The organism is Rugamonas aquatica (assembly GCF_009380215.1).
In the GTDB taxonomy this organism is placed as follows: domain Bacteria; phylum Pseudomonadota; class Gammaproteobacteria; order Burkholderiales; family Burkholderiaceae_D; genus Rugamonas; species Rugamonas aquatica_B.
Map to the genome: position 1 here is coordinate 133138 of NZ_WHUG01000016.1, position 24927 is coordinate 158064.

24 protein-coding genes are annotated in these 24927 nt (G+C 64.8%); 5 read left to right on the forward strand and 19 right to left on the reverse strand.

What is annotated here, in order from left to right; all coding sequences use genetic code 11:
* Positions 1-127: 127 nt before the first annotated feature.
* From GEV02_RS27640 to GEV02_RS27660, 5 genes are all read right to left on the reverse strand, one after another.
* Positions 128-1444: a TolC family outer membrane protein gene (locus GEV02_RS27640; protein ID WP_152841094.1), complete on the reverse strand. Its 1317-nt coding sequence runs from the start codon at positions 1442-1444 to the stop codon at positions 128-130.
* Between the two features lie 87 nt (positions 1445-1531).
* Positions 1532-1855 carry a rhodanese-like domain-containing protein gene (locus tag GEV02_RS27645; protein ID WP_008452670.1) on the reverse strand — a complete coding sequence of 108 codons (324 nt, stop codon included), beginning with the start codon at positions 1853-1855 and terminating at the stop codon, positions 1532-1534.
* Between the two features lie 15 nt (positions 1856-1870).
* On the reverse strand, positions 1871-2524 hold the full coding sequence (locus GEV02_RS27650; protein WP_152841095.1) for a protein-L-isoaspartate O-methyltransferase family protein: 654 nt from the start codon (positions 2522-2524) through the stop codon (positions 1871-1873).
* A 169-nt stretch (positions 2525-2693) separates the two neighbouring features.
* Entirely contained in the window at positions 2694-3338 is a 645-nt protein-coding gene (locus tag GEV02_RS27655; RefSeq protein ID WP_152841096.1) for a TetR/AcrR family transcriptional regulator, read from the reverse strand.
* A gap of 95 nt (positions 3339-3433) precedes the next feature.
* A complete protein-coding gene (locus GEV02_RS27660; protein WP_152841097.1) occupies positions 3434-4306 on the reverse strand; it encodes a PhzF family phenazine biosynthesis protein in 873 nt (290 codons plus the stop codon).
* A 109-nt stretch (positions 4307-4415) separates the two neighbouring features.
* On the opposite strand from GEV02_RS27660, the gene GEV02_RS27665 reads away from it, so the two are divergent.
* Positions 4416-5324 carry a LysR substrate-binding domain-containing protein gene (locus GEV02_RS27665; protein WP_152841098.1) on the forward strand — a complete coding sequence of 303 codons (909 nt, stop codon included), beginning with the start codon at positions 4416-4418 and terminating at the stop codon, positions 5322-5324.
* A gap of 2 nt (positions 5325-5326) precedes the next feature.
* Here GEV02_RS27665 and GEV02_RS27670 read toward each other — a convergent pair whose 3' ends face one another.
* From GEV02_RS27670 to GEV02_RS27695, 6 genes are all read right to left on the reverse strand, one after another.
* Positions 5327-7174: a family 2A encapsulin nanocompartment cargo protein cysteine desulfurase gene (locus GEV02_RS27670; RefSeq protein WP_174999385.1), complete on the reverse strand. Its 1848-nt coding sequence runs from the start codon at positions 7172-7174 to the stop codon at positions 5327-5329.
* 95 nt (positions 7175-7269) lie between these two features.
* A complete protein-coding gene (locus GEV02_RS27675) occupies positions 7270-8202 on the reverse strand; it encodes a family 2A encapsulin nanocompartment shell protein (RefSeq protein WP_152841099.1) in 933 nt (310 codons plus the stop codon).
* Positions 8203-8295: 93 nt separating this feature from the next.
* On the reverse strand, positions 8296-8565 hold the full coding sequence (locus tag GEV02_RS27680; RefSeq protein WP_152841100.1) for a helix-turn-helix domain-containing protein: 270 nt from the start codon (positions 8563-8565) through the stop codon (positions 8296-8298).
* Positions 8562-9485 (reverse strand): serine O-acetyltransferase EpsC, encoded by a 924-nt coding sequence (gene epsC / locus GEV02_RS27685; protein WP_152841101.1) that lies wholly within the window; start codon positions 9483-9485, stop codon positions 8562-8564. The genes GEV02_RS27680 and epsC overlap by 4 nt, the downstream gene beginning before the upstream one ends.
* A 2-nt stretch (positions 9486-9487) precedes the next feature.
* Positions 9488-9955, reverse strand: coding sequence for a rhodanese-like domain-containing protein (locus GEV02_RS27690; protein ID WP_152841102.1), 468 nt, complete (start codon positions 9953-9955; stop codon positions 9488-9490).
* A 217-nt stretch (positions 9956-10172) separates the two neighbouring features.
* Complete coding sequence (locus GEV02_RS27695; protein ID WP_152841103.1) at positions 10173-10745, reverse strand: flavodoxin family protein; 573 nt, start codon at positions 10743-10745, stop codon at positions 10173-10175.
* 318 nt (positions 10746-11063) lie between these two features.
* Between GEV02_RS27695 and GEV02_RS27700 the strand changes: the two genes are divergently transcribed.
* Genes GEV02_RS27700 through GEV02_RS27710 form a run of 3 tightly spaced genes read left to right on the forward strand, consistent with a single transcriptional unit; the run spans position 11064 to position 13129 of the window.
* Positions 11064-12080, forward strand: a complete 1017-nt coding sequence (locus tag GEV02_RS27700) for a M14 family zinc carboxypeptidase (protein ID WP_152841104.1) — start codon at positions 11064-11066, stop codon at positions 12078-12080.
* Positions 12077-12841, forward strand: a complete 765-nt coding sequence (locus GEV02_RS27705) for an alpha/beta fold hydrolase (RefSeq protein ID WP_152841105.1) — start codon at positions 12077-12079, stop codon at positions 12839-12841. Before GEV02_RS27700 ends, GEV02_RS27705 begins: the two co-directional genes overlap by 4 nt.
* Before the next feature lie 12 nt (positions 12842-12853).
* Positions 12854-13129 (forward strand): YkgJ family cysteine cluster protein, encoded by a 276-nt coding sequence (locus GEV02_RS27710; protein WP_152841106.1) that lies wholly within the window; start codon positions 12854-12856, stop codon positions 13127-13129.
* On the opposite strand, the gene GEV02_RS27715 is transcribed toward GEV02_RS27710, so the two are convergent.
* A complete protein-coding gene (locus GEV02_RS27715; protein WP_152841107.1) occupies positions 13126-14748 on the reverse strand; it encodes a M64 family metallopeptidase in 1623 nt (540 codons plus the stop codon). The two genes, GEV02_RS27710 and GEV02_RS27715, sit on opposite strands and share 4 nt — an antisense overlap.
* A gap of 131 nt (positions 14749-14879) precedes the next feature.
* A complete protein-coding gene (locus GEV02_RS33595) occupies positions 14880-15005 on the reverse strand; it encodes a hypothetical protein (RefSeq protein WP_268878660.1) in 126 nt (41 codons plus the stop codon).
* 152 nt (positions 15006-15157) lie between these two features.
* On the opposite strand from GEV02_RS33595, the gene GEV02_RS27720 reads away from it, so the two are divergent.
* On the forward strand, positions 15158-16054 hold the full coding sequence (locus GEV02_RS27720) for a LysR substrate-binding domain-containing protein (RefSeq protein ID WP_152841108.1): 897 nt from the start codon (positions 15158-15160) through the stop codon (positions 16052-16054).
* Positions 16055-16071: 17 nt separating this feature from the next.
* Here the strand turns inward: GEV02_RS27720 and gudD are convergent, their stop codons facing one another.
* The 6 genes from gudD to GEV02_RS27750 form a co-directional block, all read right to left on the reverse strand.
* The gene (gene gudD / locus GEV02_RS27725) at positions 16072-17415 is read right to left on the reverse strand and encodes a glucarate dehydratase (protein ID WP_152841109.1); all 1344 of its coding nucleotides are present in this window, start codon (positions 17413-17415) and stop codon (positions 16072-16074) included.
* Positions 17416-17438: 23 nt separating this feature from the next.
* The gene (locus tag GEV02_RS27730) at positions 17439-19664 is read right to left on the reverse strand and encodes a glycoside hydrolase family 3 N-terminal domain-containing protein (RefSeq protein WP_152841111.1); all 2226 of its coding nucleotides are present in this window, start codon (positions 19662-19664) and stop codon (positions 17439-17441) included.
* A gap of 2 nt (positions 19665-19666) precedes the next feature.
* The gene (locus GEV02_RS27735; protein ID WP_152841112.1) at positions 19667-21577 is read right to left on the reverse strand and encodes a glycoside hydrolase family 2 protein; all 1911 of its coding nucleotides are present in this window, start codon (positions 21575-21577) and stop codon (positions 19667-19669) included.
* Positions 21578-21596: 19 nt separating this feature from the next.
* Positions 21597-21977 carry a 5-carboxymethyl-2-hydroxymuconate isomerase gene (locus tag GEV02_RS27740; RefSeq protein ID WP_152841114.1) on the reverse strand — a complete coding sequence of 127 codons (381 nt, stop codon included), beginning with the start codon at positions 21975-21977 and terminating at the stop codon, positions 21597-21599.
* A gap of 7 nt (positions 21978-21984) precedes the next feature.
* Complete coding sequence (locus tag GEV02_RS27745; RefSeq protein ID WP_152841116.1) at positions 21985-23835, reverse strand: hypothetical protein; 1851 nt, start codon at positions 23833-23835, stop codon at positions 21985-21987.
* Positions 23836-23931: 96 nt separating this feature from the next.
* Positions 23932-24927 carry a LacI family DNA-binding transcriptional regulator gene (locus GEV02_RS27750; protein ID WP_152841118.1) on the reverse strand — a complete coding sequence of 332 codons (996 nt, stop codon included), beginning with the start codon at positions 24925-24927 and terminating at the stop codon, positions 23932-23934.

Sequence of the window (24927 nt, forward strand, 5' to 3'; positions counted from 1 at the left end):
CAAGCAGTATCACCCGGCGAAGGAAATGAATAAATCCATGGAATTTGCTATGACTATGCAATTTTCGCAAATAATACAGACGAAAAAAAACGCCGGACCGGCCGGCGTTTCATCAGGCATTGCTGTATCAGTGCGCCAGCAGCGCGTTGATCGGCGCCAGGTCGTCTTCCTTCAGCGAACCGGCGGCCGATTTCAGGCGCAGGCCGTTCATGATGGTGTCGTAGCGCGCTTTCGACAGGTCTTTCTGGGTCGAGTACAGCAGCTTCTGGGCATTCAGCACGTCGATGTTGATACGTACGCCGACCTGGTAGCCCAGCTTGTTCGAATCCAGCGAGGACTTGCTCGATACTTCGGCCGCTTCCAGCGCCTTGACCTGCGCCAGGCCGCTGTTCATGCCCAGGTAGGCCGAACGGGCGTTCTGCGAGGCGGCGCGCTTGGTCGCTTCGAGGTCGTTGCGGGCCTTGTCTTCCAGGGCGATGGTTTCGCGCACCTTGCTGGTGACGGCGAAGCCGTTGAAGATCGGCACGTTCAAGGTGATGCCGATGGCATTGTTGTTGAGGCGCTGGGTGCTGGTCGTCGTCTGATGCGAGGTGGTCGCGGTCAGGTTGGCGGTCGGCATGTGGTTGGCGCGGTTGCGTTCGATTTCACGCTTGGCGATTTCCACGTTCAGCTTGGCGGCGACCACGGCATAGTTCTGGCTCTCGGCCGAGCTGACCCACGGCTCGACGGCGGCCGGCGACGGCGCGCTGATCGTCACGCCGGTGCGCAGCGGCGCCAGTTCGCCCGGCGCCTGGCCGACGATCACTTGCAGCGCGGTGCGTTTGTTGTCCAGATCGTTGATCGCGGCGAATTCCTGCGCCACCACCAGATCGTACGCGGCCTGGGCTTCGTGGGTGTCGGTGATGGTCTGCGTGCCGACTTCGAAATTGCGCTTGGCCGAGGCCAGCTGTTCGGTGGTCGCCACTTTCTGCGCCTGGGTCGAGGTCAGGTTGTCCTGCGCCGTCAGCACGTCGAAATAAGCTTGCGCCACGCGGGTAATCAGGTCCTGCTGGGCCTGGGCGAAGGTGGCTTCGGCGGTGGCCTGCGCCAGCTTGCTCTGCTGGTAAGTCTGCCAGCTGCCCCAGTTGAACAACGGCTGGGTCAGTTGCACCGAGTAGGAATTGACGTTGTTGTCGACATCCGCCTTGGGCAGGTAGGTGCCGGCGAGCGCCGTCGTCGAGTCGCCGCTATTGCGGACACTGCTGCCGGTGGCGGCAATGACAGGCAGCAAACCAGAGCGCCCCTGGGTAATCCGTTCCTGACCGGCGGCCAGCGACGAGCGGGCGCTGGCGTACGTGGCGTCGTTGGCCAGCGCTTGCTGATATACCTGGATCAGGTCGGCCGCCTGTGCGTTGAGCGTCAAGAAGGCGCTGGTGATCAGCACGGCGATAAGGGGTCTCTGCATTGCATTCTCCGTTGGAGTCATCAAAAAAGTTGATCAAATCAAAAACACACTACCTTAGCGCCGCGCTCGTTTCTAGCGTCGCGGCACTTAATACTTGGCCATCGTGCTGTCGACTTGCAGCGCCCAGGCGTGGATGCCGCCGGTCAGGTTGACCATCTTGCCGAAGCCGTTACGCTCCAGGAAGGCCGCCACCTGCAGGCTGCGCGCGCCGTGATGGCAGATGCAGACTATCGCCGCATCCTCATCCAGGTCGTCTATGCGCGCCGGTATGGTATTCATCGGGATCTGCACCGAGCCGTCGATACGGCAGGTTTCGAATTCCCAGTTTTCCCGCACGTCCAGCAACATCGGGCTGGGCCGTGCATCGTCCGCCAGCCAGTCGGCCAGTTCCAGAGCGGTGATCTGCTGCATACTGGTCCGCCTTGCTTAAAACTTGAACTGCGACGGCTGCACAGCCGAGGACAGCGGCTTGACGTCGGTCTCGAACAGCGTGCGCGTGTCGTAGCCGGCTTCGCCGGTGCGGGTGATCAGCTGCGCCTTCATCGCCGGCGACTGGCCGATGATGACTGCCAGACGGCCGCCCACTTTCAATTGTTGCAACAGCGCCGGCGGCAGTTCCGGCAGCGAGCCGGTCACCACGATGACGTCGAACGGCGCGCCGTTGCTCCAGCCCTGGGCGCCATTGCCCAGTTCCACGCTCACGTTGGTGACGCCGTTGTCGGCCAAATTCTTTTCTGCCAGCGCTTTCAGCTCCGCCGACACTTCCACCGCCGTCACGTGACGGCCCTTGTGCGCCAGCAGCGCCGCCAGATAGCCGGAGCCGACGCCGATTTCCAGCACGCTCTCATGCTTCTTGACGTTGACGTCCTGCAGCAGACGGGCTTCCACCTTCGGGTTCAGCATGGAAACGCCACCCGGCAGCGGGATTTCGGTATCCGCAAACGCCAGCGCCTTGTGCACGGCCGGCACGAAATTCTCACGTTTCACCACCATCAGCAGATCCAGCACACTCGTGTCCAGGACGTCCCAAGGGCGGATTTGCTGTTCGATCATGTTGAAGCGGGCTTGTTCGATATTCATCTTATGACTCTGGTCGGATTAAATAATCCGTCATTTTATCGTTGAACTGGCATCGAGGCACATATTAACGATATGACGGCGGGTTCGCGGGAAATTGCGACAGTCTGCAGTTTAAGGGGGATGAACCTACCAAATTGGCAAGTTTGGCGCAAACGGCGCGGCCGGCGGCTCACGGCTGGGCCACCTCCAGGCCGCTCAGGGTGACGCCGATCAGCGTATCCATGAAGGCGTGCGGGTCGATGGGCGGCATCTCGCAGGTCGGCATGAAGGAGTGGGTCCACATCATCAGCATCAGCACCGGGGCCACCAGCACCTGGGTCATCACGGCCGGATCGACCGGGCGGAACTCGCCGCGCCCGATGCCGCGCACCAGCACGCTGGCGATCAGGCCGTTGCCGCGCGCGACCACTTCCTCGTTGTAAAACTGCGCCAACTCCGGGAAATTGTTGCCTTCAGCGAGCATCAGCTTGGTGATGCCGGCCAGCTGGGTGGCGCAGATCTGGTCCCACCACTTCATCAGGATGGCGCGCAGCAGCACCGAGCTGGGGCCGTCGAATACGGCCGCGTCCTGTTCGGCCTCGCCGATGGCGTGCACGATGTTCTCGCGCACCACGGCCTTGAACAGTTCTTCCTTGTTGGCGAAATACAGGTACAGCGTGCCCTTGGACACACCGGCGCGCTTGGCCACATCCTCCAGGCGCGTGGCGGCATAGCCGCGCTCGACGAACTGGTCCAGCGCCGCCGCCAGCAATTCCTGTGGCCGCGCATCCTTGCGCCGCTCCCAGCGTGGCTTGGTATCTTGAGGGGCTTGCATGGGTGTACTCAATTTAACTTACTTATAAGTCATTAATATAAGCGCAAGCAGGTCCAGCGTCAAGCAAGTGGCGGGGGCGCAGGCCGCTTGCCAGCTTAAATTTTCAGCACACCTCGCAAAACCACGATGCCGGTCCCGGAGAGTTCGGCATCGGATGCCAGCCGCACGTGCAGGAAGCTTGGACGGCCCATCTGCGTGCCCTGCTCGATGACCAGGCTGCGGTGCTCCGCCAGCAAGCCTTGCTGGCCGAGATAGGCCGTCAGCGGGCCGGCGGCGGTGCCGGTGGCGGAGTCTTCCCACAGGCCCACGGTGGGATTGAAGAAGCGCGCGTAGGCGGTGGCCGGCGCCGTCTCGTCGAAAGCGTAGACATAGCAGCCTTCCGCCCCTGCCGGTCCCAGGACTGCGAGCAATTGTTCCGCCGACGGCCTGGCCCGATCGACCGCCGCCCGGTCCTGCAGCCTGACCATCAGATGCGGCGCGCCGGTATCGGCCGCCCGCGGCGCGGGATGGGGCCGCACCTGGTCAACGCCGACGCCCAGCGCGGCGGCCAGGGCATCCACCGAACTCAACGGCGCGCCCAGCTTGAGCGGCGCCTGCCGCATCCGGCCGTAAATCCTGCCATCGCGCCGCTCCAGCGTGATCGGCAACACCGCGCCGCCGATTTCCTGATGAAAGGTGGCCGGCGCATCCAGCGGGCCGAGCGCGCCGTGATGGCCCAGCCACAGCCAGGCCCCCAGCGCGTTGTGGCCCGCCCCGCCCACCTCCGCTCCGCTCGCCGTGAAGGAGCGCAGCTTCCAGTCGGCGCGTTCGCTGCGCATCAGGAAGGTGGTCTCGGCCTGGTTGAACTCGCCGGCTATGCGGCGCAACACATCGTCGCTCAGTCCGTCCGCGTTCTCCACCACGGCCAGCGGATTGCCACTCAACGGGGCATCGGCGAACACGTCAACTAATCCTGCGGTCAATTCCATATTGGCTTCCTTTATCATGAATGGGCATCATCTTGCTACACCCAGTGTCATGCGCCGGCAGATTCATGTCAAAATCGAATTTATCACCCATAGATGACCAGGATTCATCATGACCTTTCGTGGCCTGCCACCGCTGGCTTCCTTGCGCGCGTTTGAGGCGACGGCCAGGCTGTCCAGCTTCAAGGCTGCGGCCGCCGAGTTGTTCGTGACGCCGACCGCCATCAGCCATCAGATACGCCAGCTCGAAGCCCATCTCGGCGTCCGCGTGCTGGACCGCACGCCGCGCTCGGTCAGCCTGACGGCGGACGGACGCCGCCTGTACGAAGCCACGGTCGGCGCCTTCGATGGCATCCTCCGGGTCGCCGACGATTTGCGCCACGGCCCGCGCGCGCAGCAACTGACGCTGTCGTCGACCACCGCCTTCCTGAGCCACTGGCTGGTGCCGCGCCTGGGACAGATCCAGGCCCTGTTTCCGCAACTCGACCTGCGCCTGCACGCCTCCGACGCGATCGTCCCGCTGCGGCAAGGCGCGGTGGATATCGCCATCCGCTACGGCAAGGGGCCGTACGCCGGCGTGGCCGCCACGCCGCTGGCGGCGGACCGCTACGCCCCCGTGTGCAGCCCGGCGCTGCGCATCCGCAGCGCCAACGACCTGCGGCGCGCACGCCTGATCCACATCGACGGCCGCACGGCGCCGCTGCCGCTGCCCGACTGGGAGCGCTGGTGCGCGCAGGCCGGCATCACCGGCATCGATACCGGCAGCGGCTTGCGCTTCACCGACGGCATGCATGCGATACAGGCCGCCATCGCCGGCAATGGCGTGGTGCTGGTCAGTGTGGTGCTGGTGGCGGACGCGCTGGCGGAAGGCTTGCTGGTCATGCCCTTCGAGCAAACCCTGGCGGGAGACGCCTATCATTTTGTCTGCGCGCCGGAAGTGGACAGCCGCGCAGACGTGGTCCGCCTGCGCGACTGGTTCCGGGAGACGATGGCAGCGGCCTCGCCCCCATCGGCGCAATAAAGTCAGCCCGTGCGGCGCTGCCCCGCCAGGCGGCGCACGACCGTAATCAGCTGGTCGATTTCATCGAAGGTGTTGTAGAACGCCAGCGATGGCCGCACCGTCGTCTCGACGCCGAAGCGGCGCAGGATAGGCTGGGCGCAATGGTGGCCGGTGCGCACGGCGATGCCTTCCTCGTTGAGCGCATGGCCGACTTCCTCGGTGCTGTAACCGTCCAGCACGAACGACATCACACTGGCCTTCTCCGCCGCCGTGCCGATCAGGCGCACGCCCTTGATGGTGCGCAGCTGCTGCATGCCGTAGACCAGCAAGTCATGCTCGTAGCGGGCGATGTTCTCGATGCCGATGCGGTTGACGTAATCGATCGCCGCGCCCAGCCCGACCGCGTCGGCGATATTGCCGGTGCCGGCTTCGAACTTGTTGGGGATCGGCTGGAACACGGTCTTCTCGAAGGTCACGTCGGCGATCATATTGCCGCCGCCCTGCCATGGCGGCATGTCCTCCAGAATTTCGCGCTTGCCCCACACCACGCCGATGCCGGTCGGACCGAACACCTTGTGGCCGGAGAAGACGAAGAAGTCCGCGCCCAGATCCTGCACATCGACCCGCATGTGCGACACCGATTGCGCGCCATCGACCAGCACCTTGGCGCCGGCCCGGTGCGCCAGCTCGACGATCTCCTTGACCGGCGTGACGGTGCCGAGCGCATTGGAAACCTGCGTGACCGCGACTATCCTGGTGCGGTCGTTGAGCAGTTTGCGGTATTCATCAAGCAGCACCTGGCCGCTGTCGTCGACCGGTATCACGCGCAGCCGCGCGCCCCTGGCGGCGGCCAGCTGCTGCCAGGGCACGATGTTGGCGTGGTGTTCGAGATTAGAGACGATGATCTCGTCGCCCTCGCCCACATGCTGCGCGCCCCAGCTCTTGGCCACCAGGTTGATCGCCTCCGTGGTGCCGCGCACGAAGATCACTTCATTGACCTCCGGCGCATTCAGGAAGCGCCGCACGCGTTCGCGCGCGCCTTCGTAGGCGTCGGTCGCGCGCGCCGCCAGTTCGTGCGCGGCGCGGTGGATGTTCGAATTCTCGTGCTCGTAAAAATAGCTGATGCGGTCGATGACCGGCTGCGGCTTGTGCGTGGTCGCCGCATTATCGAACCACACCAGCTGGCGGCCGTTGACGCGCTCCTGCAAGATGGGAAAATCGCGCCGCACGGCATGCACATCGAACGGTGGATGGCGGTCGCCGCCGGCCAGCGGCACCGTCACATGCGGCTGCGCCTTGGCGGGCGTGACATAGCCGCTGGACAGCACCACCGAATCGACGAAATAATACTGCGGCGCCGGCGAGGCCGCACCGGCGACGGGCAGGCCGTCGGCCGCAGGCGCGTTCGACACGCGCGGCGCCTGCACGGGCGCAGGCGGCGCGAAGAAATCGGCTATCGGCTGCGCCGCCGGCGCGCTCGGCACGCCGACCTCGCTGAGGAAGTAGTACGGCGAAGCGCCGGCCTGCGGCCGTCCCGCATCCAGCGCTTCCGGCACGCCCAGCAAGGCGCCGCCGTTGCGCGGCTCATACGCGGGGATGGCGCTGAAAGCCTTGTCCGGCACGCCGTTGCCGGCCGGCGCCACCGGCAGCAAAGCCGGCGCGCGGTTACCGAGCGACAGCACCGACGTCGGTGACGCCGGAATCAGATTGGTGCCTGGCACCTGCCCTTGCGGAATCGGCGTGCCGGGCACGCCGGGGCCGAAGCCGGCCGGACTGACCAGCGGCGAACCGGGCGGTGCGATATTGCCGGGCGCCTGCACGCCCGGCGGTGGAAACGGGAAGGCGGGCGCGCCCGGCGGCGCGGCAAACATCGCCGACGCCAGGCGTGCCAGCACCGCAGGATCGAACGGCGCGCCGGCGGGTTCCGGCACGGAGGTGGGAGGCGAAAGTTGGCTCACGGCGCGGCTTATTTGTAGGTGTCAGGATAGTCGTGGTACTTGCCGATTTCCACATCGTCAAGCACGGCCAGCGCATCGCTGGTCAGCACCGCGAGCGAGCAGTACAGCGAGATCAGGTACGACGAAATCGCATGGTTGTTGATGCCCATGAAGCGCACCGACAACCCCGGGCTCTGCTCGCCCGGCAGACCGGGCTGGAACAGGCCGACCACGCCCTGGCGCTTGTCGCCCACGCGCAGCAGCAGGATCTTGCTCTTGCCGTCGGCCACAGGCACCTTGTCCGACGGGATCAGCGGAATGCCGCGCCAGGTGATGAACTGCGAACCGAACAGGCTGATGGTCGGCGGCGGCGTGCCGCGCCGGGTCGCCTCGCGGCCGAAGGCGGCGATCGCCAGCGGGTGCGTGAGGAAGAAGGCCGGTTCTTTCCACACCTTGGTCAGCAGCTCGTCGAGGTCGTCCGGCGTCGGCGCGCCGGTCAGCGGGAAGATGCGCTGCTCGTCCGTCACTTGCGCCAGCAGGCCGTAGTCGGGGTTGTTAATCAGTTCGCTTTCCTGGTTTTCCTTGATGGTCTCGATGGTCAGGCGCAGCTGTTCCTTGATCTGGTCATGCGGGCTGCTGTACAGATCGGAAACGCGGGTGTGCACGTCCAGCACGGTCGAAACGGCGTTGAGGAAATACTCGCGCGGATTTTCTTCGTAGTCGACATAGGTGCGCGGCAGCTGGTTCTCTTGCTCGCGCGCGGTGCAGGTGACCTTGATCGCTTCCGGATTCTTGACCTTGTTCAGACGATAGATGCCCGCTTCCACCGGCACCCACTGCAACAAATGCGTCAGCCAGCGCGGGCTGATGGTCTCCAGCTGCGGTGCGGTTTTGGTGGCGTTCGCAAGTTGCCTTGCTGCGTTATCGCCCAGTGCGGTCGTACCGCCAACAGTTGCCGACATTGTGACTCCAATTCAAGGTAAATTTCAGATGGGTAAGGTACAGACCCGCCCAGTGTGCGGGCTGCCGCATACAGTTTCAACATGCTATCGCCATCAACCCGGGGCTTGGCCCCAGGTCCGGCGGCTGATGCTTTCGCCGTACGTGACCAGCGCCGACGGCGTCAGCTTCAAGGCCGCCGCCAGCTTGGCCACCGTCGCCAGCGAAGCGATCACGCAGCCGCGCTCGATTTCGCCGATGTACGAACGGTTCAGGTTGGAGTTCTCGGCCAGCCGCTCCTGCGACCAGCCCTGCGCCTCGCGCAACTGCCGCACGCCGATGCCGAAGCTTTGCACCAGGGCGCTGGCCAGCGCATCGCCGCTCATGCCGCGGCGATGCCGTTGGCCAGCGCGCCGGAACGCGATTCGGCCTGGGCGATGCGGCCGCCCGCCGGCACGTCATGCGTCAGCCACACATTGCCGCCGATGACGGCGCCCTTGCCCAGCGTGATGCGGCCGAGGATGGTGGCGCCGGCGTAGATCACCACGTCGTCCTCCACCACCGGATGGCGCGGCAAGCCTTTTTGCAGATTGCCTTCGGCGTCGGTCGGGAAGCGTTTGGCGCCCAGCGTGACGGCCTGGTACACCCGCACCCGCTGGCCGATCACCGCCGTCTCGCCGATCACCACGCCGGTGCCGTGGTCGATGAAGAAGCCGGGGCCGATGCGGGCGCCGGGGTGGATGTCGATGCCGGTGGCGCCGTGCGCCAGCTCGGAGACGATGCGCGCCAGCAGCGGCAGGCCCAGCGTATAGAGCTGGTGGCCCAGGCGGTAGTGGATCATCGCCAGCACGCCGGGATAGCACAGCAGCACTTCATCGACGCTGCGCGCGGCCGGATCGCCCTGGTAGGCGGCCAGCACATCGCTGTCGAGCAGGGCGCGGATGTCCGGCAAGGCGGCGGCAAAGGTGCGCACCACGGTCAGCGCCGCCTCGTCGACATCGCGCTGCTCGTCGCCGTCCAGGCTGGCGTTGTATTTGAGCTCGCGCCGCACCTGCTTCAGCAAGCCGTGCAGCGCGGCGTCGAGCGCGTGGGCGACGTGGAAGTTTTCGCTTTCCTGGCGCAGGTCGGGCGGCCCCAGGCGCATCGGGAACAGCACGCCCTTGAGGCTGTCGACGATGGCGGCCAGCGCATCGCGCGACGGGAATTCGCGGCCGCCCGGTTCGCTGGCATGGCTTTGCGTCCGGCGCCAGATGCTGCGCGCCTCGTGCAGCGACTGCACGATGGTGGTGATGTCGAAGGTGGCCATAATCAGTCCTGTATCCACGGCAGGCCGCGGAAGCGCCAGCCGTCGGCCTTGCCGCGCTGCTGTTGTGCGTCGATCTCGCCTTCAAAGCCTTCCAGCACATTGAAGATATTGCTCAAGCCGGCCTTGGCCGCCGCCTCGGCCGCCAGCGCGGAGCGCTTGCCGCTGCGGCACAGCAGCAGGGCCGGCACATCCTTGCCGCCGATCTTGCTTTCCAGTTCGCGGACAAAGCGGGGATTGCGCGTCAGCGCGGTGCCGGTGGCCCATGGCACGTGGATGCTGTCGGCGACGTGGCCGACGAACTTGCGCTCCTCGGCGGTGCGCACATCGACCAGCAGCACGCGCTGCGTGGAAAACAGCTGCCAGGCGACGCCGGGGCTGACGCCGCCGGCATACGGCAGCTGGGAAGATTGCGCCTCGGCTTTCACGGATTCCAGCTCCGCAGGCAATGCAGGCAGCACGTCAACTGGCATAAGACTCAGACCTCATAAATGATTTGATCGGTTCAGGCTTGCGGACTTTTGATGGCGATAGACGTCAACCAGCCGCGACTCGAATATACGTTCGATGAAAATTAAACAGAACGAATAAAAACAAGTTCGCTAGAACGGAAAACAGATATGAAGGATGCGAGGGGGAGATGATGCCCCGGCGCGGGGCGCGCCGGGGCGGGTGCTGCGGGAAGAAGAATCAGGCCAGGCGGGCGGCCAGTTCCGCTACCCGTTTGCCCAGCAGGCGGGCGGTTTCCAGGTCGCCGCTGCGTGGCGCTTCCTCGGCCGAAGCGTCGGACGGCGAGATCGCCAGCGCGCCGCCGAAGCCGGCGGTCCAGTTGACGTCGGACGGGCCGTGTTCTTTTTTATTCGACGGCATCACGCCGGTGCCGACCCAGATCTGGCTGTGCTGCATGGCCAGCGTCCAGAAATACTGGATCGTCGAGAACTTGTCGCCGTTGACCGAGGCCGAATTGGTGAAGCCGGCGGCGACCTTGTTCTTCCAGTTCTGGCCGAACCACGAGGCGGACGACTTGTCGGCGAACTTCTTGAACTGCCAGGCCGGGCCGCCCATATAGGTCGGGCTGCCGTAGATGATGGCGTCGGCCTTGCCGATGGCGGCCAGCGCATCCTCGGACAGGTCGCCGTTCTGGTCGATGCGGAACACCTGCACTTCGGCGCCGGAGACGCCGGCGGCGCCCTCTTGCACGGCCTCGGCCTGTTTGACGGTGTGGCCGTAGCCGCTGAAATAGACGATCGCAATAGTGGTCATGAAATTCCCTGGAAAATGAATGAACAAAAAGCCAGGCGCGCGCCTGGCGTGGGTGATGCGCTTCGCCCCCAGATAATGAAACGCATGCGCGACAATTGCAATAGGCTTGTTGAGAGAGGCGGTCAGCGCCGTCCCTTGAGCTCCTGCACGCGCCACGGCTGCCCCGGTGCAAGCTGCTTTCAATCGACTCTGTCTCCCTTGGGTTCTTGCGATGAAGTGCCCGAAGCCCAGCATTAACAGATGATTAACACCTATACAAATCGCCAAGCGGCGGCGAGTGGGCTACACTGTCGATCACCTCTTTCTGCGTCCGCCTCCATGCCCGAGAAGAATCTGCCTGAACTGATCACCCTGAAACGTCTGATCGACGAAGGCGGGCGGCATCTGGAAGTGGGCACCTCGTGCACGGTGGCGATGGACGGCCGCGAATTCCCGGTGTACTCCATCGCGCTCGGCAATCCCAGCCTGGACGTGCCGGCGCTGGGCTTCTTCGGCGGCATCCACGGCCTGGAGCGCATCGGCACCCAGGTCATCCTGTCCTTCATGGAAAGCCTGCTGGCACGGCTGCGCTGGGACAGCACGCTGCACCAGCAGCTCGAATCGATGCGGCTGGTGTTCATGCCGCTGGTGAACCCGGGCGGCATGTGGCAAGCCACGCGCTGCAACCCGCAAGGCGTGGACCTGATGCGCAACGCGCCGCTGAGCGCAGTCGACAAAGTGCCATTCATGCTGGGCGGCCAGCGCTTCAGCCACCACCTGCCCTGGTATCGCGGCCGCGCCGGAGCGCCGATGGAACCGGAGAGCCAGGCAGTATGCGAGCTGGTCGAACGCGAGCTGCTGACGCGCCAGTTCAGCATGGCGCTCGATTGCCACTCGGGCTTCGGCCTGCGCGACCGCATCTGGTTCCCGCACGCGCACACCACCGCGCCGATCCCGCACCTGGCCGACATCGGCGCGCTGGAGCAGCTGTTCAGCCAGAGCTACCCCAACCACAACTACGTGTTCGAGCCGCAGAGCCGCCAGTACCGCACGCACGGCGACCTGTGGGACTACCTGTATTTGAACGGCACCAGCTACAGCGAGCGCGTGTTCCTGCCGCTGACGCTGGAGATGGGATCGTGGCTGTGGGTGAAAAAAAATCCGCGCCAGATCTTCGACCGCATCGCCATCTTCAACCCGACCGCCAAGCACCGCCTGCAACGGGTGCTGCGGCGCCACCTGATCTGGTTCGACTTCCTGATGCGCGCGGCCAGCAGCCACGGGCGCTGGATGCCGGAAGGGATGGCGCGCAAGGTCCACCACCGCCGCGCGCTGGCGCAGTGGTACGACGCATGAGCAACTGGATACTGCTGCGCGGCCTGATGCGCGAGCAGCGGCATTGGGGACGCTTCCCCGGCCAGCTGGCCGCCGCGCTGCCGGATGCCGCCATCGTCACGCCCGACCTGCCGGGCAACGGCGAACGCCACGCCGTGCGCAGCGCCACGCAAGTCGCGCAGATGGTGGAGTACTGCCGGCGCGACCTGCGCGCGCGCGGCATCGAACCGCCCTACTCGCTGCTGGCCCTGTCGCTGGGCGGCATGGCGGCGGTGGAATGGTCCAGCCGCTATCCGGACGAAGTGGAGCGCTGCGTGTTAATCAACACCAGCATGCGGCCGTACAGCCGCTTCCACCAGCGGCTGCGCTGGCAGAACTATCCATCGATCGTCAAACAGATGCTGTGCGGCGGCATGGAAAACCAGGAGCGCCTGATCCTGCGCCTGACCAGCCGCGCCGGCGACGCCGCCGAACGCGCGGGCCTGCTGCAACGCTGGCAGGACTACCAGCGCGAATATCCCGTCACGCGCGCCAACGCCCTGCGCCAGCTGTGGTCCGCCGCCCGCTTCCGCGCACCGGCGGCGCGACCGGCCGTGCCGCTGCTGGTGCTGGCCAGCGCCGGCGACCAGCTGGTCGACCACCGCTGCTCGCTGCGGCTGGCGCAGGCGTGGGATGCGCCGCTGGCGCTGCATCCCGGCGCCGGCCACGACCTGCCGCTGGATGACGGCCCGTGGGTGGCGGCGTCGGTCGCAAAATGGCTGGGTGGAGAAAAAGGGGCGTAAAATAACGCCCCTATGAAAACCATCCCAGCCCTGGACTGCCGTCCGAACTGCGGCGCCTGCTGCACGGCGCCCTCCATCACCCGCCCGATCCCCGGTATGCCCGACGGCAAACCGGCGGGCGTGCGCTGCATCCAGCTGGCCGACGACATGCGCTGCAAGATCTTCGGCCGCCCCGAACGGCCAGCCTTCTGCGGCGGCCTGCAACCGTCGGCCGAGATGTGCGGCACGAGCCGCGAGTCGGCCATGCTGTGGCTGGCCGACCTGGAACGCGCCACCGCTCCCGGCTAAGGCCTGGTATAGCTGTAGGTCAGCGTGTAGGCGCCGCCTGAGGGCGTGGTAGCCATCGCATAGTAGTAGCCGTCGGCGGCGTTGTACGAGATCGACGGGCTCGATGTCCCGCCCGCGCTGCTCGCCACCTGCACCCAGCCGCTATCGCCGTACTGATACAGGTAGAGCTGATAACTGGTGCCCGCCTTGCCGTTCAGCTGCAAGCTGATATTGCCCGCCGCCGCCCGTATCCAGCCCGGGTTCACATTCGGTATGCTGATGCTGCCGCCTGCCGCGACGGTGCCGGTTTGCGTCACGCCGGAACCGCCGCCGCTGTACTGCGCGAACACCTTGCGCGCCGCTCCCTCGTTGACCGCATGCCAGGGGTAGCCCAGCATACGCATGCGCGAGTTTTCCGTCGGCCGGTACTTGCCGCTGGTGCAGTACTGCGCGCCCTGGAACGCACCCACCGTGCCGTTCGGATAAACGCCGGCAGGAGTCGGCACCGGCGTGCTGCCCGCGATCAGGCCGCGCCATTTGACGGTGCGCGTGCCGTTCATCGTCACATCGGGCTCGCCCGGCTCGCCATCCAGGCTGCAGGTGCCGTAGTCGTATTCGTCGGCCAGCGAGAACGCCGTATGGCCGATCTCGTGCAGCGCGATCTCGATCGACTGCGCCGCCATCGACAGCGTGGCGACCTCGCCGCCCGAACCGCCGTAACGGGTGGAGTTGGCGACGACGATAATCACGTCACGCTCATCCGGCGCCAGCACCGAGCCGACCACGTCGTGCACCTTGTCCGTATCCACGCACAGCAGGCGGTCGATGTTGTAGCAGTTGAAGGCGGCGTCCAGCGCGGTGTCGCGGTAGATGCCCTTGTCCGGTTCATCCACGCCGGACTGCTTGCTGACCACATCCACCCGCCGTATGTTCAAAGCGTTGCGGTTGGCCGCGAACAGCGGATCGGCCAGGAAGCCGTCGATGACCTTCTTCGCATCCGCGTGCCATTTGTCCATCTCCGCGGCGGTGTAGCCGTCGCCGATGAACACATAGTCCATGCGCGAGGCGGCCGGGCCGGTGCTGAGGATGGTGGTGGCGTTGGTGGTCGACGCCAGCGCGGCGGCACGCGCATCGCGCGAGGCGGCGGCCAGCTTGACCAGCGTGGCGCGGTCGAAGCGCGCCAGCGATGCGGGGGCGATGGTGGCAGCGGCGATGGTGGCGCTCTTGCCGCCACGCGCCGCCGCAGCCGGCACCGGCAGCACCTCGACGCTGGCGGTGGCGCTGTCGAAGGGCAGCGATACTTCGAACGTGCCGTTGGCCTGCCGCACGGTTTCGGATATATCGATGGCGCCGGTCGCCGGATTGAACGCCTCGACATGGCGCTGCTGCGCGCCAGCCACCGTGACCTCGTGCAGGATGGCGCCCTGCGCATCCCGCGCCACCACCCGCCACTGCGCGCCCGCCGCCTGGCTGCGCACGTCCGGCGTCAAGGCGAAATTGCCGATTTCAGCGTGGCGTGCGCTGAACACTGCGCCGCTGCGGCCATCGGCAAAGGCCAGGCGCAGCGAGATATTGTCGGCGCTGGCGGCGCCGGTCGCCAGCAGCGCTGCGAGCGCCGCCGAGATGCGTAACAAGGTCATGGTGTCTCCCGATTTTTTTATGTGGAACACCGATTGTCACGCCGCCGCCGGCCGCGCAAATGCCGAATGCGGCGCAACTTGTACAAACCTGCTGCCGTCTTTGACGGCTGTTGCGCCGCTGCGCCGCCGGCTCAGCGCAGCATCACCAGCTGCGCCAGCATGCGCATCAATTCCGCCGAAAACTTGGGCGCCGGCGCCGGGCATGGCGCAGCCGGTTTGCAAACACATGGCTGAAGAACGGTCTGAATCTGGATCATGGCTCCCCCCTGTCGAATGTGGCGCCGATATCGATAAATTCTTGCTCATGGAGTTTTATCAGCGTATGAGGTATATTTTCCTCCCGCATTCGCTCTCGATCAAACGAGTAATTTTCCATCATTGCATAAGAAAAACTTAGCCTAATCCCGACATGAACAAACCGCTGCGCTCACTTTCCGGCCTGATCGATTTCGATTGCGCCGCCCGCTGGGGCAGTTTCAAGCTGGCCGCGCAGGAGCTGCACAAGACGCCTGCGGCGATCAGCCTGCAGGTCAAGCAGTTGGAACAGGCGGTCGGTTTCGAACTGTTCGTGCGCCATCCGCGCCACATCACGCTGACCGACAAGGGACAGGAACTGGCGACGACGGTGGCCCGCGCGCTGGGCGACCTGCGCACCAAGGTGGCGGCGCTGCAGGACGGCGACGAGGAAAAAATCCTGCGCATCTCCACCACCCACTCGCTGGCGATCAAGTGGCTGGTGCCGCGCATCCACCGCTTCACGAAGATGTATCCGGAGCTGGACATCCGCATCGATTCCAGCGACCGCCTGGCCAACCTGGAAGACGGCAGCACCGACGCCGCGCTGCGTTTCCATCCCATCGAGGATGGCGATCCCGAACTGCTGTTCCGCGAACGGCTGGTGGCGGTCTACAGCCCGTCGTTGCTGGCGCCCGGCCAGGAGGCGTTGACGCTGGCCGACCTGCAGCGCTTCCCGCTGCTGCATGAGCACAGCAACGAGGAATGGATACAGCTGCTGCGGCAGAACAGCGCCCTCAAAGGTCAATACGATTTCTCCCGCAGTTACAGCAACTTCGCCGTGCTGGCGCAGGCGGCGCTGGCGGGACAGGGCATCAGCCTCGTTTCATATGCGATCGCCTACGAAGACTTGCGCGCCGGCGCACTGAGAAGGATAGTCTGCTTCAGCGCCCCGTACAAACGCGGCTACAAGCTGGTGGTCAGCCCAAGCAAGGAAGGCACGACCAAGATCGCGCGCCTGCGCGCCTGGCTGAAGGACGAAATCGCAGAGATGCAGCGCTCGCTGGAGTAAGCGCTGCGAGGAAGATCTTACCGCACCAGGCAGGGACGCTTGGCGTCGAAGCTCCAGCCGGGTATCAGGAACTGCATCGCCACCGCATCGTTGCGCGCGCCCAGGCCCATGTTGAGGTAGCGCCGGTGCGCCGCCTCGACTTCGCCCATATCCAGCTCCACGCCCAGGCCCGCCTTGACCGGCACGTCGACCATGCCGCCCTTGATCTGCAGCGGCGCCTTGGTCAGCCGCTGGCCATCCTGCCAGATCCAGTGCGTATCGATGGCGGTGATCTTGCCCGGCGCGGCAGCGGCAACGTGCGTGAACATCGCCAGCGACACATCGAAATGGTTGTTCGAATGCGAGCCCCAGGTCAGCCCCCATTCATGGCACAGCTGCGCCACGCGCACCGAACCCTGCATGGTCCAGAAATGCGGATCGGCCAGTGGAATATCCACCGACTGCAACTGGATCGCGTGACCCAGTTCGCGCCAGTCGGTGGCGATCATATTGGTGGCGGTGGGCAGGCCGGTGGCGCGGCGGAATTCCGCCATCACCTCGCGGCCCGAGTAGCCGTTCTCCGCGCCGCAAGGGTCTTCGGCGTAGGCCAGCACGTGGCCCTGGTCGCGGCACAGGCGGATCGCATCCTTCAGCAGCCAGCCGCCGTTCGGATCGAGCGTCACGCGCGCGTCGGGGAAGCGTTCGGCCAGCGCGGTGACGGCTTCGATTTCATCCTCGCCGCGCAGCACGCCGCCTTTCAGCTTGAAGTCCTTGAAGCCATAGCGCTCATAGGCTGCTTCGGCCAGCGCCACCACGGCCTTGGCATCCATCGCCGGCTCATGGCGCAGACGCGACCACCGGTCCGCCGCGCCGGCGTCGCTGGCGTATGGCAGATTTGTGCGGGTGCGGTCGCCGATGAAGAACAGATAGCCCAGCATCGGCACCTGCGCGCGCTGCTGCCCATCGCCCAGCAGTGCGGCCAGCGGCACATCCAGGTATTGGCCCAACAAGTCGAGCAGCGCGCACTCGATAGCGGTAACAGCGTGGATCGCGATACGCAGGTCGAAGGTCTGCAAACCGCGCCCGCCGCTGTCACGGTCTGCGAAGGCAGCGCGCACCTTGTTCAGCACCGCGTTGTACTGGCCGACCGGCTGGCCGACGATCAGCTGCTGCGCGTCTTCCAGCGTGGCGCGTATCGCTTCACCGCCGGGCACTTCGCCCACGCCCTGGTTGCCGGCACTGTCGGTCAGGATCAGCAGATTGCGGGTGAAGTAAGGTGCGTGTGCGCCGCTCAGGTTGAGCAGCATGCTATCCTGCCCCGCGACCGGAACCACGCGCATGGCGGTGACGACGGGCGTGCTGGATTGACGAGGGATGGTCATGGTTCGGTGTCCGGTGGTTCTGGTTATTTGGATGGCAGCAGCGTGACTGCGCCCTCAAGGCGAATATCGTCGGAGGCGCTGCCGACCATCAGCTTGAAGTCGCCGGCCTCCGCGCCCCAGACCAGCTGGTTGTTAAAGAACGACAGCAGCTCGCGGTCTATGGTGAAGCTCACGCGACGCTGTTCGCCAGGCAGCAGGTGGATTTTCTGGAAGCCCTTCAACTCCTTCACCGGCCGCACCACCGAGGCGACCAGATCTCGCAGGTACAGCTGCACGATCTCGGTGCCTGCGGCCTTGCCGGTGTTAGCCAGGTCGAACGACAGCGTGACCTGCTGCGACGGCGACATCGCCTTGCTGCTGATCGTCAGGCCGGAGTATTTGAAGTCGGTGTAGCTCAGGCCATGGCCGAAGGCGTAGCGCGGCGTGTTGACGGAATCGATGTAGGCCGATTTGTAGACCACGTTCTTCTCGTCGGTGACGGGACGGCCGGTGCTGTACTGAGCATAGGACAGCGGAATCTGGCCGACGCTGCGCGGGAAGGTGATCGGCAGCTTGCCGGACGGGTTGTAGTCGCCGAACAGCACATTGGCGACCGCGTTGCCGCCCTCGCTGCCGGGGAACCATGCGTAGACGATGGCGTCCGCCTGGCCGGCGATGGTATTGAACACCAGCGGGCGGCCGGCCAGCATCACCACCACGACCGGCTTGCCGGTCGCCTTCAGCGCCGCGAACAGTTGTTCCTGATGGCCGGGCAGCGTGATGTCGGTGCGCGACTTGGCTTCGCCGCTCAAGTCCCAGGTTTCGCCGACGACCAGCACCACCACGTCCGCGCGGACGGCTGCGGCGACGGCGTCGGCAAAGCCGTCGGTGCCGGTGCAGCGGTTATCGCAAGCCTGAGCATAGCTGACCTCCGCCTTGCCGGCGTGGCTGCGGATGCCTTCGAGGATGCTGACCACGGGAGCGCGGTCGCCCTCCACCACCCAGCCGCCCTCAAGGTCGCGCTTCGCATCGGCCAGCGGGCCGATGACGGCGATCTTCTGCGCGGTGCGCGACAGCGGCAAAGTCTTGGCGGCATTCTTCAGCAGCACCAGCGATTTCTGCGCCACGTCCAAGGCGGCGGCGCGGTGCGACGGATCGGCCAGCACGGCCTTCTCGCGCTCGGCGACCGAGTAGCGGTATGGATCGTCGAACAGGCCCAGTTCGAATTTCTTGTACAGGATGCGGCTGACGGCATCGTCCAGCGTCTTCATTTTCACCTTGCCGGATTTGACGGCATCCTCAAGGTGCTTGATGTGGGCGTAGCTCTCCATGTCCATGTCGCTGCCGGCGTTGATGGCCTTGACCGACGCATCGGCCAGGTCGGCGGCATAGCCATGCGGGACCATCTCGCGCACCGAACCCCAGTCGCTGACGACGAAGCCCTTGAAGTTCCAGCTGCCTTTCAGGATATCGCGCTGCAGGAACACATTGCCGGTGGCCGGTATGCCGTTCAGCGTGTTGAAGGAGTTCATGAAGGTCGCCGCGCCCGCATCCAGCGCAGCCTTGAACGGCGGCAGGTAGACTTCGAACAGCTGCTGATTGCTCATATCGACCGCGTTGTAGTCCCGGCCCGCCACGGCCGCACCGTAGGCGGCGAAGTGCTTGGCGGTGGCCATCACGGAATCGGTGGCGCCCAGCTGCTTGCCCTGGAAGCCGTGCACGCGCGCCCGGGCGATGGCAGAGCCGAGGAAGGTGTCCTCGCCCGCGCCTTCCATCACGCGGCCCCAGCGCGGATCGCGTGCGATGTCCACCATCGGTGCGAAGGTCCAGTGGATGCCCGCCGCTGCCGCCTCGCGTGCGGCGATGTGGGCCGACTGTTCGATCGCCTCCATGTCCCACGACGCCGACTCGCCCAGCGGAACGGGGAACACGGTGTGGTAGCCGTGGATCACGTCCTGGCCGAACAGCAGCGGAATGTGCAGCCGCGATTGCAGCGCCAGCGCCTGGATCTCACGCGTGTCGGCAACGCCTTTGATGTTGAGCATGGAGCCGACCTTGCCGAGCCGGATATCGGCCAGCTTGGCGGCATAGTCGCTGCTGGTCGGACCGGTGAACAGGCGGCCGGATATCTGGTGCAGCTGGCCGACCTTCTCGGCCACCGTCATCTGCTTCATCAGCGCGGCGACCTTGCGTTCGATCTGCGCGTCCTGTGCGTGGGCCATCAACGGCAGCAGCAAGGCCGCTGCCAGGGCAAGTGTGGTCTTCTTCATGGTCATTTGTACTGCTGCTGTTTTTGGTCGTAGTAAGCCTTCATCGTGTAGAAGGCCAGCTTCTTCTTGCCTGTCTCCGAGATCAGGCCCTTGCGGTTCCAGAAGTCCTGATAGTACGGATGCGGGCGGCGTGGCGAGCGGAAATCGGTCAACACCCACGGCGTCATGCCGCGCAGGCCTGGGATAGCGTCCAGCAGCTTGAACTGGTTTTTGTACAGCAGGTCCTGATACTCCTCGCTCCAGCGGGTGTCGTCATCCGCGTGCAGGCCGCCCAACGCGTCGGCGCCGAATTCGGTGATGATTACCGGCTTGTTGTAATTGACCTTGAAGGAGAACTTCATCATCTCCTTGTTGTTGGACCAGTACCAGCCCGCGTACTCGTTGAAGCTGGCGAGGTCGATCTTGTCGGCCAGCGGATCTTCCACCGTCACCTCGTCGCCCTTGCGGTGCACTTCCAGCGCGGCGCCGACCAGGCGTGTGCGGTCGAGCGAGCGCACGGTATCGGCCAGCTTGCCCATGAAGACATTGCGCGCCTCGCCGACCGGCGTCTCGTTGCCGATGGACCAGATGATGACGCTGGCGCGGTTCCTGTCACGTGTTACCAGGTCCGTCAGCTGCTGGCTGGCGTTGGCGTAGACTTCCGGCTTCTCCCACGAGATGGTCCAGTACACCGGCACCTCGGCCCAGACCAGGATGCCCATCTCGTCGGCCAGCTTTATCATCTCCTCGCTGTGCGGATAGTGCGCCAGACGGACGTAGTTGCAGTTCATGTCCTTGGCCCATTGCAGCATCATCCGCATGTCGCCCTCGCCGCGCAGGCGGCCCGGTATCAATGGGTTTTCGTCGTGCAGCGAGATCCCGCGCAGGAACACCGACTTCCCGTTCAACAGCAAATCCTGTCCGCGTGTTTCGATGGTGCGGAAACCGATGCGGTCATTGAGCTTGTCGGTGGCGGCGGCGATGGTGACGGTGTACAGCTTGGGGTCTTCCGGCGACCAGTAGCGCATCTTGTTCTTCGCCAGCGGAATGCTGACCACAGCGCGGCCGTCGGCGCCGGTGTGCACGGTGGCCTTGACACCCGCCTCGGGGATGGTGATGGTCACGTCCTGCGAGCGCTGCGCGCCGGTCATCTGCACATAGCCTTCGATGCGGCCCATGTCGCCCTTGGCCAGCTGGATCTGGTAGTCGGCGATGTAGGTGTCCGGCGTCTCGGCCAGCAGCACGTTGCGGGTGATGCCGCCGTAGTTCCACCAGTCGGTGTTCAGCGTCGGGATGTCGTCCTGATGGCGGCTGTTGTCGGCCTTGACGATGACCGTGTTCTGGCCGTTCAGCAGGCGGCCCGTCACTTCGAACTGGAACGGCGTGAAGCCGCCCTTGTGGCTGCCGACCTTCTTGCCGTTCAGGTAGACGTGGGCCTCGTAGTTGACGGCGCCGAAGTAGAGGAAGTAGAGCTTGCCGTCCTTGGGGGCGGCCTTGAACTGCTGGCGCATCCAGACCGTGCCTTCGTAGTTTTCCAGCTTGGCGTTCTGCGAATTCCAGTCGCCGGGTATGGCCAGCGTCGGCGAGCCGTCGAAGCTGTATTCGACGGATTCGGTTTTGTCCTTGGGTTTGCGGTCGTCGTAGAAGCCGCCGGAGCCGGTGGCCGATTGGTCGAACGGCTGATGGCGATAGTTGTAGTAGCCCGCTTCGTAGGGATCGACGATGTAGTTCCATCGGCCGTCCAGCAGCAGGCGCGTGCGGCCATAGATATTGTGCAGCGTGGGCGGCTGCTTCGCCATCACAGCAGGTGCAGAGACGGGGTGGCCATCTGCGGCAGGAACCACCATCGCCTGGCCAGGGGCCTGGTCATCCTGCGCCCATGCCGCCGTCGCCAGACAACCCGATATCAACAAGAGCTTCAACACACTACGCATTCAGGTCTCCAAGATTGTATTAACTACTGAATTTGCCTTCGTATCCGGGCGGTGTCGCATCGATATGCAGCGTAAGGCGCAACGGGAGTTTGTCTAACGTCGGCGCCAGTTGCGCGTGCGCGGCGGCCAGCACGGCATCGCCGACCGCCTTCACCAGCGCATCGCTGCGGCCCGGCGTGATGCGCATGTTCATGTAGACGAAGGCGCGTCCCTGCTCGCCGTCCGCCACCGCGTACTGCGCGGCCGGATAGGCCAGCACGCGTGTGCCCAGCAGCGGGAACACCGGCGCGCCCTGGTCATCCTTCAGTGTCACCAGCGTGTGCGACAGCGTCTTGCATAGTTCACCGATGTCGGCGTGCGCGTCGAGATTCGCGGTGTATTCGATTTTTAAGTGCGGCATGATGTCCTTAGTGGTACTTGATGGTCCACTTGATGGTCAGCGGTTCCTTCATCGTCAGCTTGCCGGTGCCGCAAGTGACGATCGTCTTCATCGCACCATACGGCGCCATGTAGTCCTTGCTGCCGTTGGTCGGCGCCACCTGGCATTGCTGAAGGCCCGTCACGCTGTACTCGTTCACGTCACCCTTGGCGAAGGTGACGGTGCCGCCGTCGATGGAAGGCTGCTCCGAGAAGGATGCGAATTCCAGCGTGATCTTCTCCACTTCCTGCGTACCGACCGGCGTGTAGACGTCGTTGCGCGTCAGTTGGCCGTGCTCCAGCGTGTAGGTGGTTTGCAGCTTGATGCGGCCATCCTTGACCGGCCCTTTCTTGCCCAGGCGGTCCAGCTCATCCTGGCGATAGCTGACGGTGTAGCGCTGGCCGGCCTGGCTGGTCTTGATGTCTTTGATCCACGCTGTGCCGATCAGCTGCGTGCCGTCCGCCATGGTGAACTTGGGCAGCAGCTGCGGATGCGCGCTGCCGCTGTCGGCGATGCCGGACACGATGCCCGGCGCGAACGGCAGCGGGTAGTAAGGGCTGTTGTCATGCTGGCTGATGCCGCCGTTGATGATGTTCAGGCTGACGACGTGCTTACCATCGCGGAAAATGGTCAACGCGCGGTCGTACTCGCCCTGCGCGAAGGTGGTGGTGCTGAACTGCGGCCGCGTCCTGTCCAGCCACGCCTGCAGGTCGGCCTTGGGCGGCGCATCCTTCATGCCTGCCTTGTTCCAGGTATCGTTGGTGTAGATCAGCTGATGCAGCAGCGAGAAGTTCTCGCCCAGGATGCGGTGCTTGCCGCGATAGGCGTCGGTGCGGCGGCCCTTGCCCCACATGTCCAGCGAATGCATCGCCGGGTCGTACCAGAAGTCCATGTAGCGTGCGGCCACGCGCGACGAGAAGGCATATGCATACTGCTTCTCTTCCGCCGTCAGCACGTCGAGGTAGGCGGACACGGACAGGATCTCGACCAGCGCCGTCTCGCCATACGGTCCGAGACTGCGGCCGAAGCTGAAGCCGTCGCCGGCGGTGTTGCTGACGTTGAGCGCGATGTCGGCCGCCTTGCGCAGCAAGCCTTTCAGCTCCGGCGTCGGTTGCAGGCCGGTCTCCAGGAAGCGCTCGCAGATCTCGGCGATCAGCAGGATGCTGTAGCGGTCGAAGCGCCCTTCGCCGTCGGTCTCGTCGGAGAAACCGAACTTGCCTGAGTACTTCTTGTAATGCGTGAGCATTTTGTCGAGCAGGATCTTGCTGCCGCTGTCGTCCTCCCAGCCCATCAGCATGCGCAGGCGCGCGATGCTGAACGCCACGCCGTAGTAGTTGGTCGGCAGGTTAATCAAGTCGTACTGCGGCACCGTGACGAAGGTGCGCCAGTCCAGCTGCTTGCGCAGCTTCTCCAGCGTGGCCGGGCTGACCGCCTGTTCCAGCAGGCCCGCTTCCTTCAGTTTGACCAGCGTACCGATGTAGTAGTAGATGCCCCAGGTGTGGTTGTCCATGCCGACCGTCATATCGGCGATGTCGCGGTAGTCGCGCAAGCGCTGCGGCAGCGCCGGATCGTCCTTGGCGCTGTTAAGCAGCACGTGGCCCAGGCCCGCCGCCACTTTCCCCGGCAGGAATTTGTCGCCCGCCTTGAACGGCGCGTAGCCGTCGATGACGATAGCTTCCTTTTCCGCCACCAGCTTCTTGAAGAAGTAGTCCAGCTGCTGATAGGCGTTGTCCTGCACGATGCGGTTCATCGGCGCGGTGGCGGCGGTTTGCGCCGCAGCGCCGCCGGCCAGCAGAGCGGCCAGCGCGATCGCGGACAGGCGGAATCGGTTCGAAATCATGGGGCGGAGGTCTCGGGTTTGAATTATTTTGGAAAACGTTTAACCGATGTTATGTGATTTTTCTGAAGACGTAAAGCTTCGCGTGAAAAAATCGCTCTAGATGCTGCGGGCGGAGGTGGAGCCGCGCAGTATCACCTGCGGCTCGATCATGCTGAAGGCGGGAGCCGGCTTGCCTTCGATCTGCCCGATCAGCTGTTCCATCGCGGCCGCCCCCAGGCGCTCGCTTTGCAGGTCGACGGTGGTGAGCGGCGGCGAGGTGTAGGCGCCGAACTGGATGTTGTCGAAGCCGGCCACCGAAATATCGGCAGGGAGGCAGAAGCCCAATGTCTGCGCGGCTTTCATGAAGCCCAGCGCCATCAGGTCGTTGTAGCAGATCAGCGCGTCGGGAGGTTCGGAGCCGAGCATGATGGACGAGCATACGCGCTCTCCTTCCAGCGCCGATGGCGCGGCCGCGTCATGCACGGCCAGCGGCAGTCCGTGCGCGGACAGGCACTCGCGGATGCCGGCCAGGCGCTCTTCATCACGGCGCGATTTGGAAAAACCCAGGTAGGCGATCCTGCGGTGGCCCAGCGCGACCAGGTGACGCGTCAGCATGCAGGCGCCCCGGTGATCGTCGCCCGCCACCCAGGGGATATCGTGGCCGGCCAGGCGGCCGAAGAACACCATCGGCTTCTCCAGCGCCACCATCCAGTCCATCTCCGATTCCGGTATGCGCGAGATGACGATCATGCCGTCCACGCGGCGGCTCAACGCCTCCAGCAGCGGGCGTTCGCGATCCGGGTTTTCCTCGGTATCGACCAGCAGCAAGGTGTAGCCATGTTCCTGCGCCACGCGGTTGGCGCCCTTGACCACGCTGGTGAAGTGCGGATTGGCGACATCCAGCACCGACAGGCCGATGCTCTTGGTGCGGCCGGTAATCATCGACGCCGCCAGCGGATTGGAACGATAACCCAGGTCGGCGATAACCCGCGTGATGGTCGCCTCCACACCCGGCGAAAAACGCTGGGCGCCGTTGACGAACTTGGACACGGTGGCGGTCGAAACGCCTGCTGCTGCGGCCACATCGCGGATGGTGGGTATCGGTTTTTTCAT

Excerpts from the sequence above, each read along its gene's own strand:
- GEV02_RS27640 (WP_152841094.1), bottom strand. The coding sequence starts at position 1,444 with ATGCAGAGACCCCTTATCGCCGTGCTGATCACCAGCGCCTTCTTGACG.
- GEV02_RS27645 (WP_008452670.1), bottom strand. The coding sequence starts at position 1,855 with ATGCAGCAGATCACCGCTCTGGAACTGGCCGACTGGCTGGCGGACGAT.
- GEV02_RS27650 (WP_152841095.1), bottom strand. The coding sequence starts at position 2,524 with ATGAATATCGAACAAGCCCGCTTCAACATGATCGAACAGCAAATCCGC.
- GEV02_RS27655 (WP_152841096.1), bottom strand. The coding sequence starts at position 3,338 with ATGCAAGCCCCTCAAGATACCAAGCCACGCTGGGAGCGGCGCAAGGAT.
- GEV02_RS27660 (WP_152841097.1), bottom strand. The coding sequence starts at position 4,306 with ATGGAATTGACCGCAGGATTAGTTGACGTGTTCGCCGATGCCCCGTTG.
- GEV02_RS27665 (WP_152841098.1), top strand. The coding sequence starts at position 4,416 with ATGACCTTTCGTGGCCTGCCACCGCTGGCTTCCTTGCGCGCGTTTGAG.
- GEV02_RS27670 (WP_174999385.1), bottom strand. The coding sequence starts at position 7,174 with ATGTTTGCCGCGCCGCCGGGCGCGCCCGCCTTCCCGTTTCCACCGCCG.
- GEV02_RS27675 (WP_152841099.1), bottom strand. The coding sequence starts at position 8,202 with ATGTCGGCAACTGTTGGCGGTACGACCGCACTGGGCGATAACGCAGCA.
- GEV02_RS27680 (WP_152841100.1), bottom strand. The coding sequence starts at position 8,565 with ATGAGCGGCGATGCGCTGGCCAGCGCCCTGGTGCAAAGCTTCGGCATC.
- epsC (WP_152841101.1), bottom strand. The coding sequence starts at position 9,485 with ATGGCCACCTTCGACATCACCACCATCGTGCAGTCGCTGCACGAGGCG.
- GEV02_RS27690 (WP_152841102.1), bottom strand. The coding sequence starts at position 9,955 with ATGCCAGTTGACGTGCTGCCTGCATTGCCTGCGGAGCTGGAATCCGTG.
- GEV02_RS27695 (WP_152841103.1), bottom strand. The coding sequence starts at position 10,745 with ATGACCACTATTGCGATCGTCTATTTCAGCGGCTACGGCCACACCGTC.
- GEV02_RS27700 (WP_152841104.1), top strand. The coding sequence starts at position 11,064 with ATGCCCGAGAAGAATCTGCCTGAACTGATCACCCTGAAACGTCTGATC.
- GEV02_RS27705 (WP_152841105.1), top strand. The coding sequence starts at position 12,077 with ATGAGCAACTGGATACTGCTGCGCGGCCTGATGCGCGAGCAGCGGCAT.
- GEV02_RS27710 (WP_152841106.1), top strand. The coding sequence starts at position 12,854 with ATGAAAACCATCCCAGCCCTGGACTGCCGTCCGAACTGCGGCGCCTGC.
- GEV02_RS27715 (WP_152841107.1), bottom strand. The coding sequence starts at position 14,748 with ATGACCTTGTTACGCATCTCGGCGGCGCTCGCAGCGCTGCTGGCGACC.
- GEV02_RS33595 (WP_268878660.1), bottom strand. The coding sequence starts at position 15,005 with ATGATCCAGATTCAGACCGTTCTTCAGCCATGTGTTTGCAAACCGGCT.
- GEV02_RS27720 (WP_152841108.1), top strand. The coding sequence starts at position 15,158 with ATGAACAAACCGCTGCGCTCACTTTCCGGCCTGATCGATTTCGATTGC.
- gudD (WP_152841109.1), bottom strand. The coding sequence starts at position 17,415 with ATGACCATCCCTCGTCAATCCAGCACGCCCGTCGTCACCGCCATGCGC.
- GEV02_RS27730 (WP_152841111.1), bottom strand. The coding sequence starts at position 19,664 with ATGAAGAAGACCACACTTGCCCTGGCAGCGGCCTTGCTGCTGCCGTTG.
- GEV02_RS27735 (WP_152841112.1), bottom strand. The coding sequence starts at position 21,577 with ATGCGTAGTGTGTTGAAGCTCTTGTTGATATCGGGTTGTCTGGCGACG.
- GEV02_RS27740 (WP_152841114.1), bottom strand. The coding sequence starts at position 21,977 with ATGCCGCACTTAAAAATCGAATACACCGCGAATCTCGACGCGCACGCC.
- GEV02_RS27745 (WP_152841116.1), bottom strand. The coding sequence starts at position 23,835 with ATGATTTCGAACCGATTCCGCCTGTCCGCGATCGCGCTGGCCGCTCTG.
- GEV02_RS27750 (WP_152841118.1), bottom strand. The coding sequence starts at position 24,927 with ATGAAAAAACCGATACCCACCATCCGCGATGTGGCCGCAGCAGCAGGC.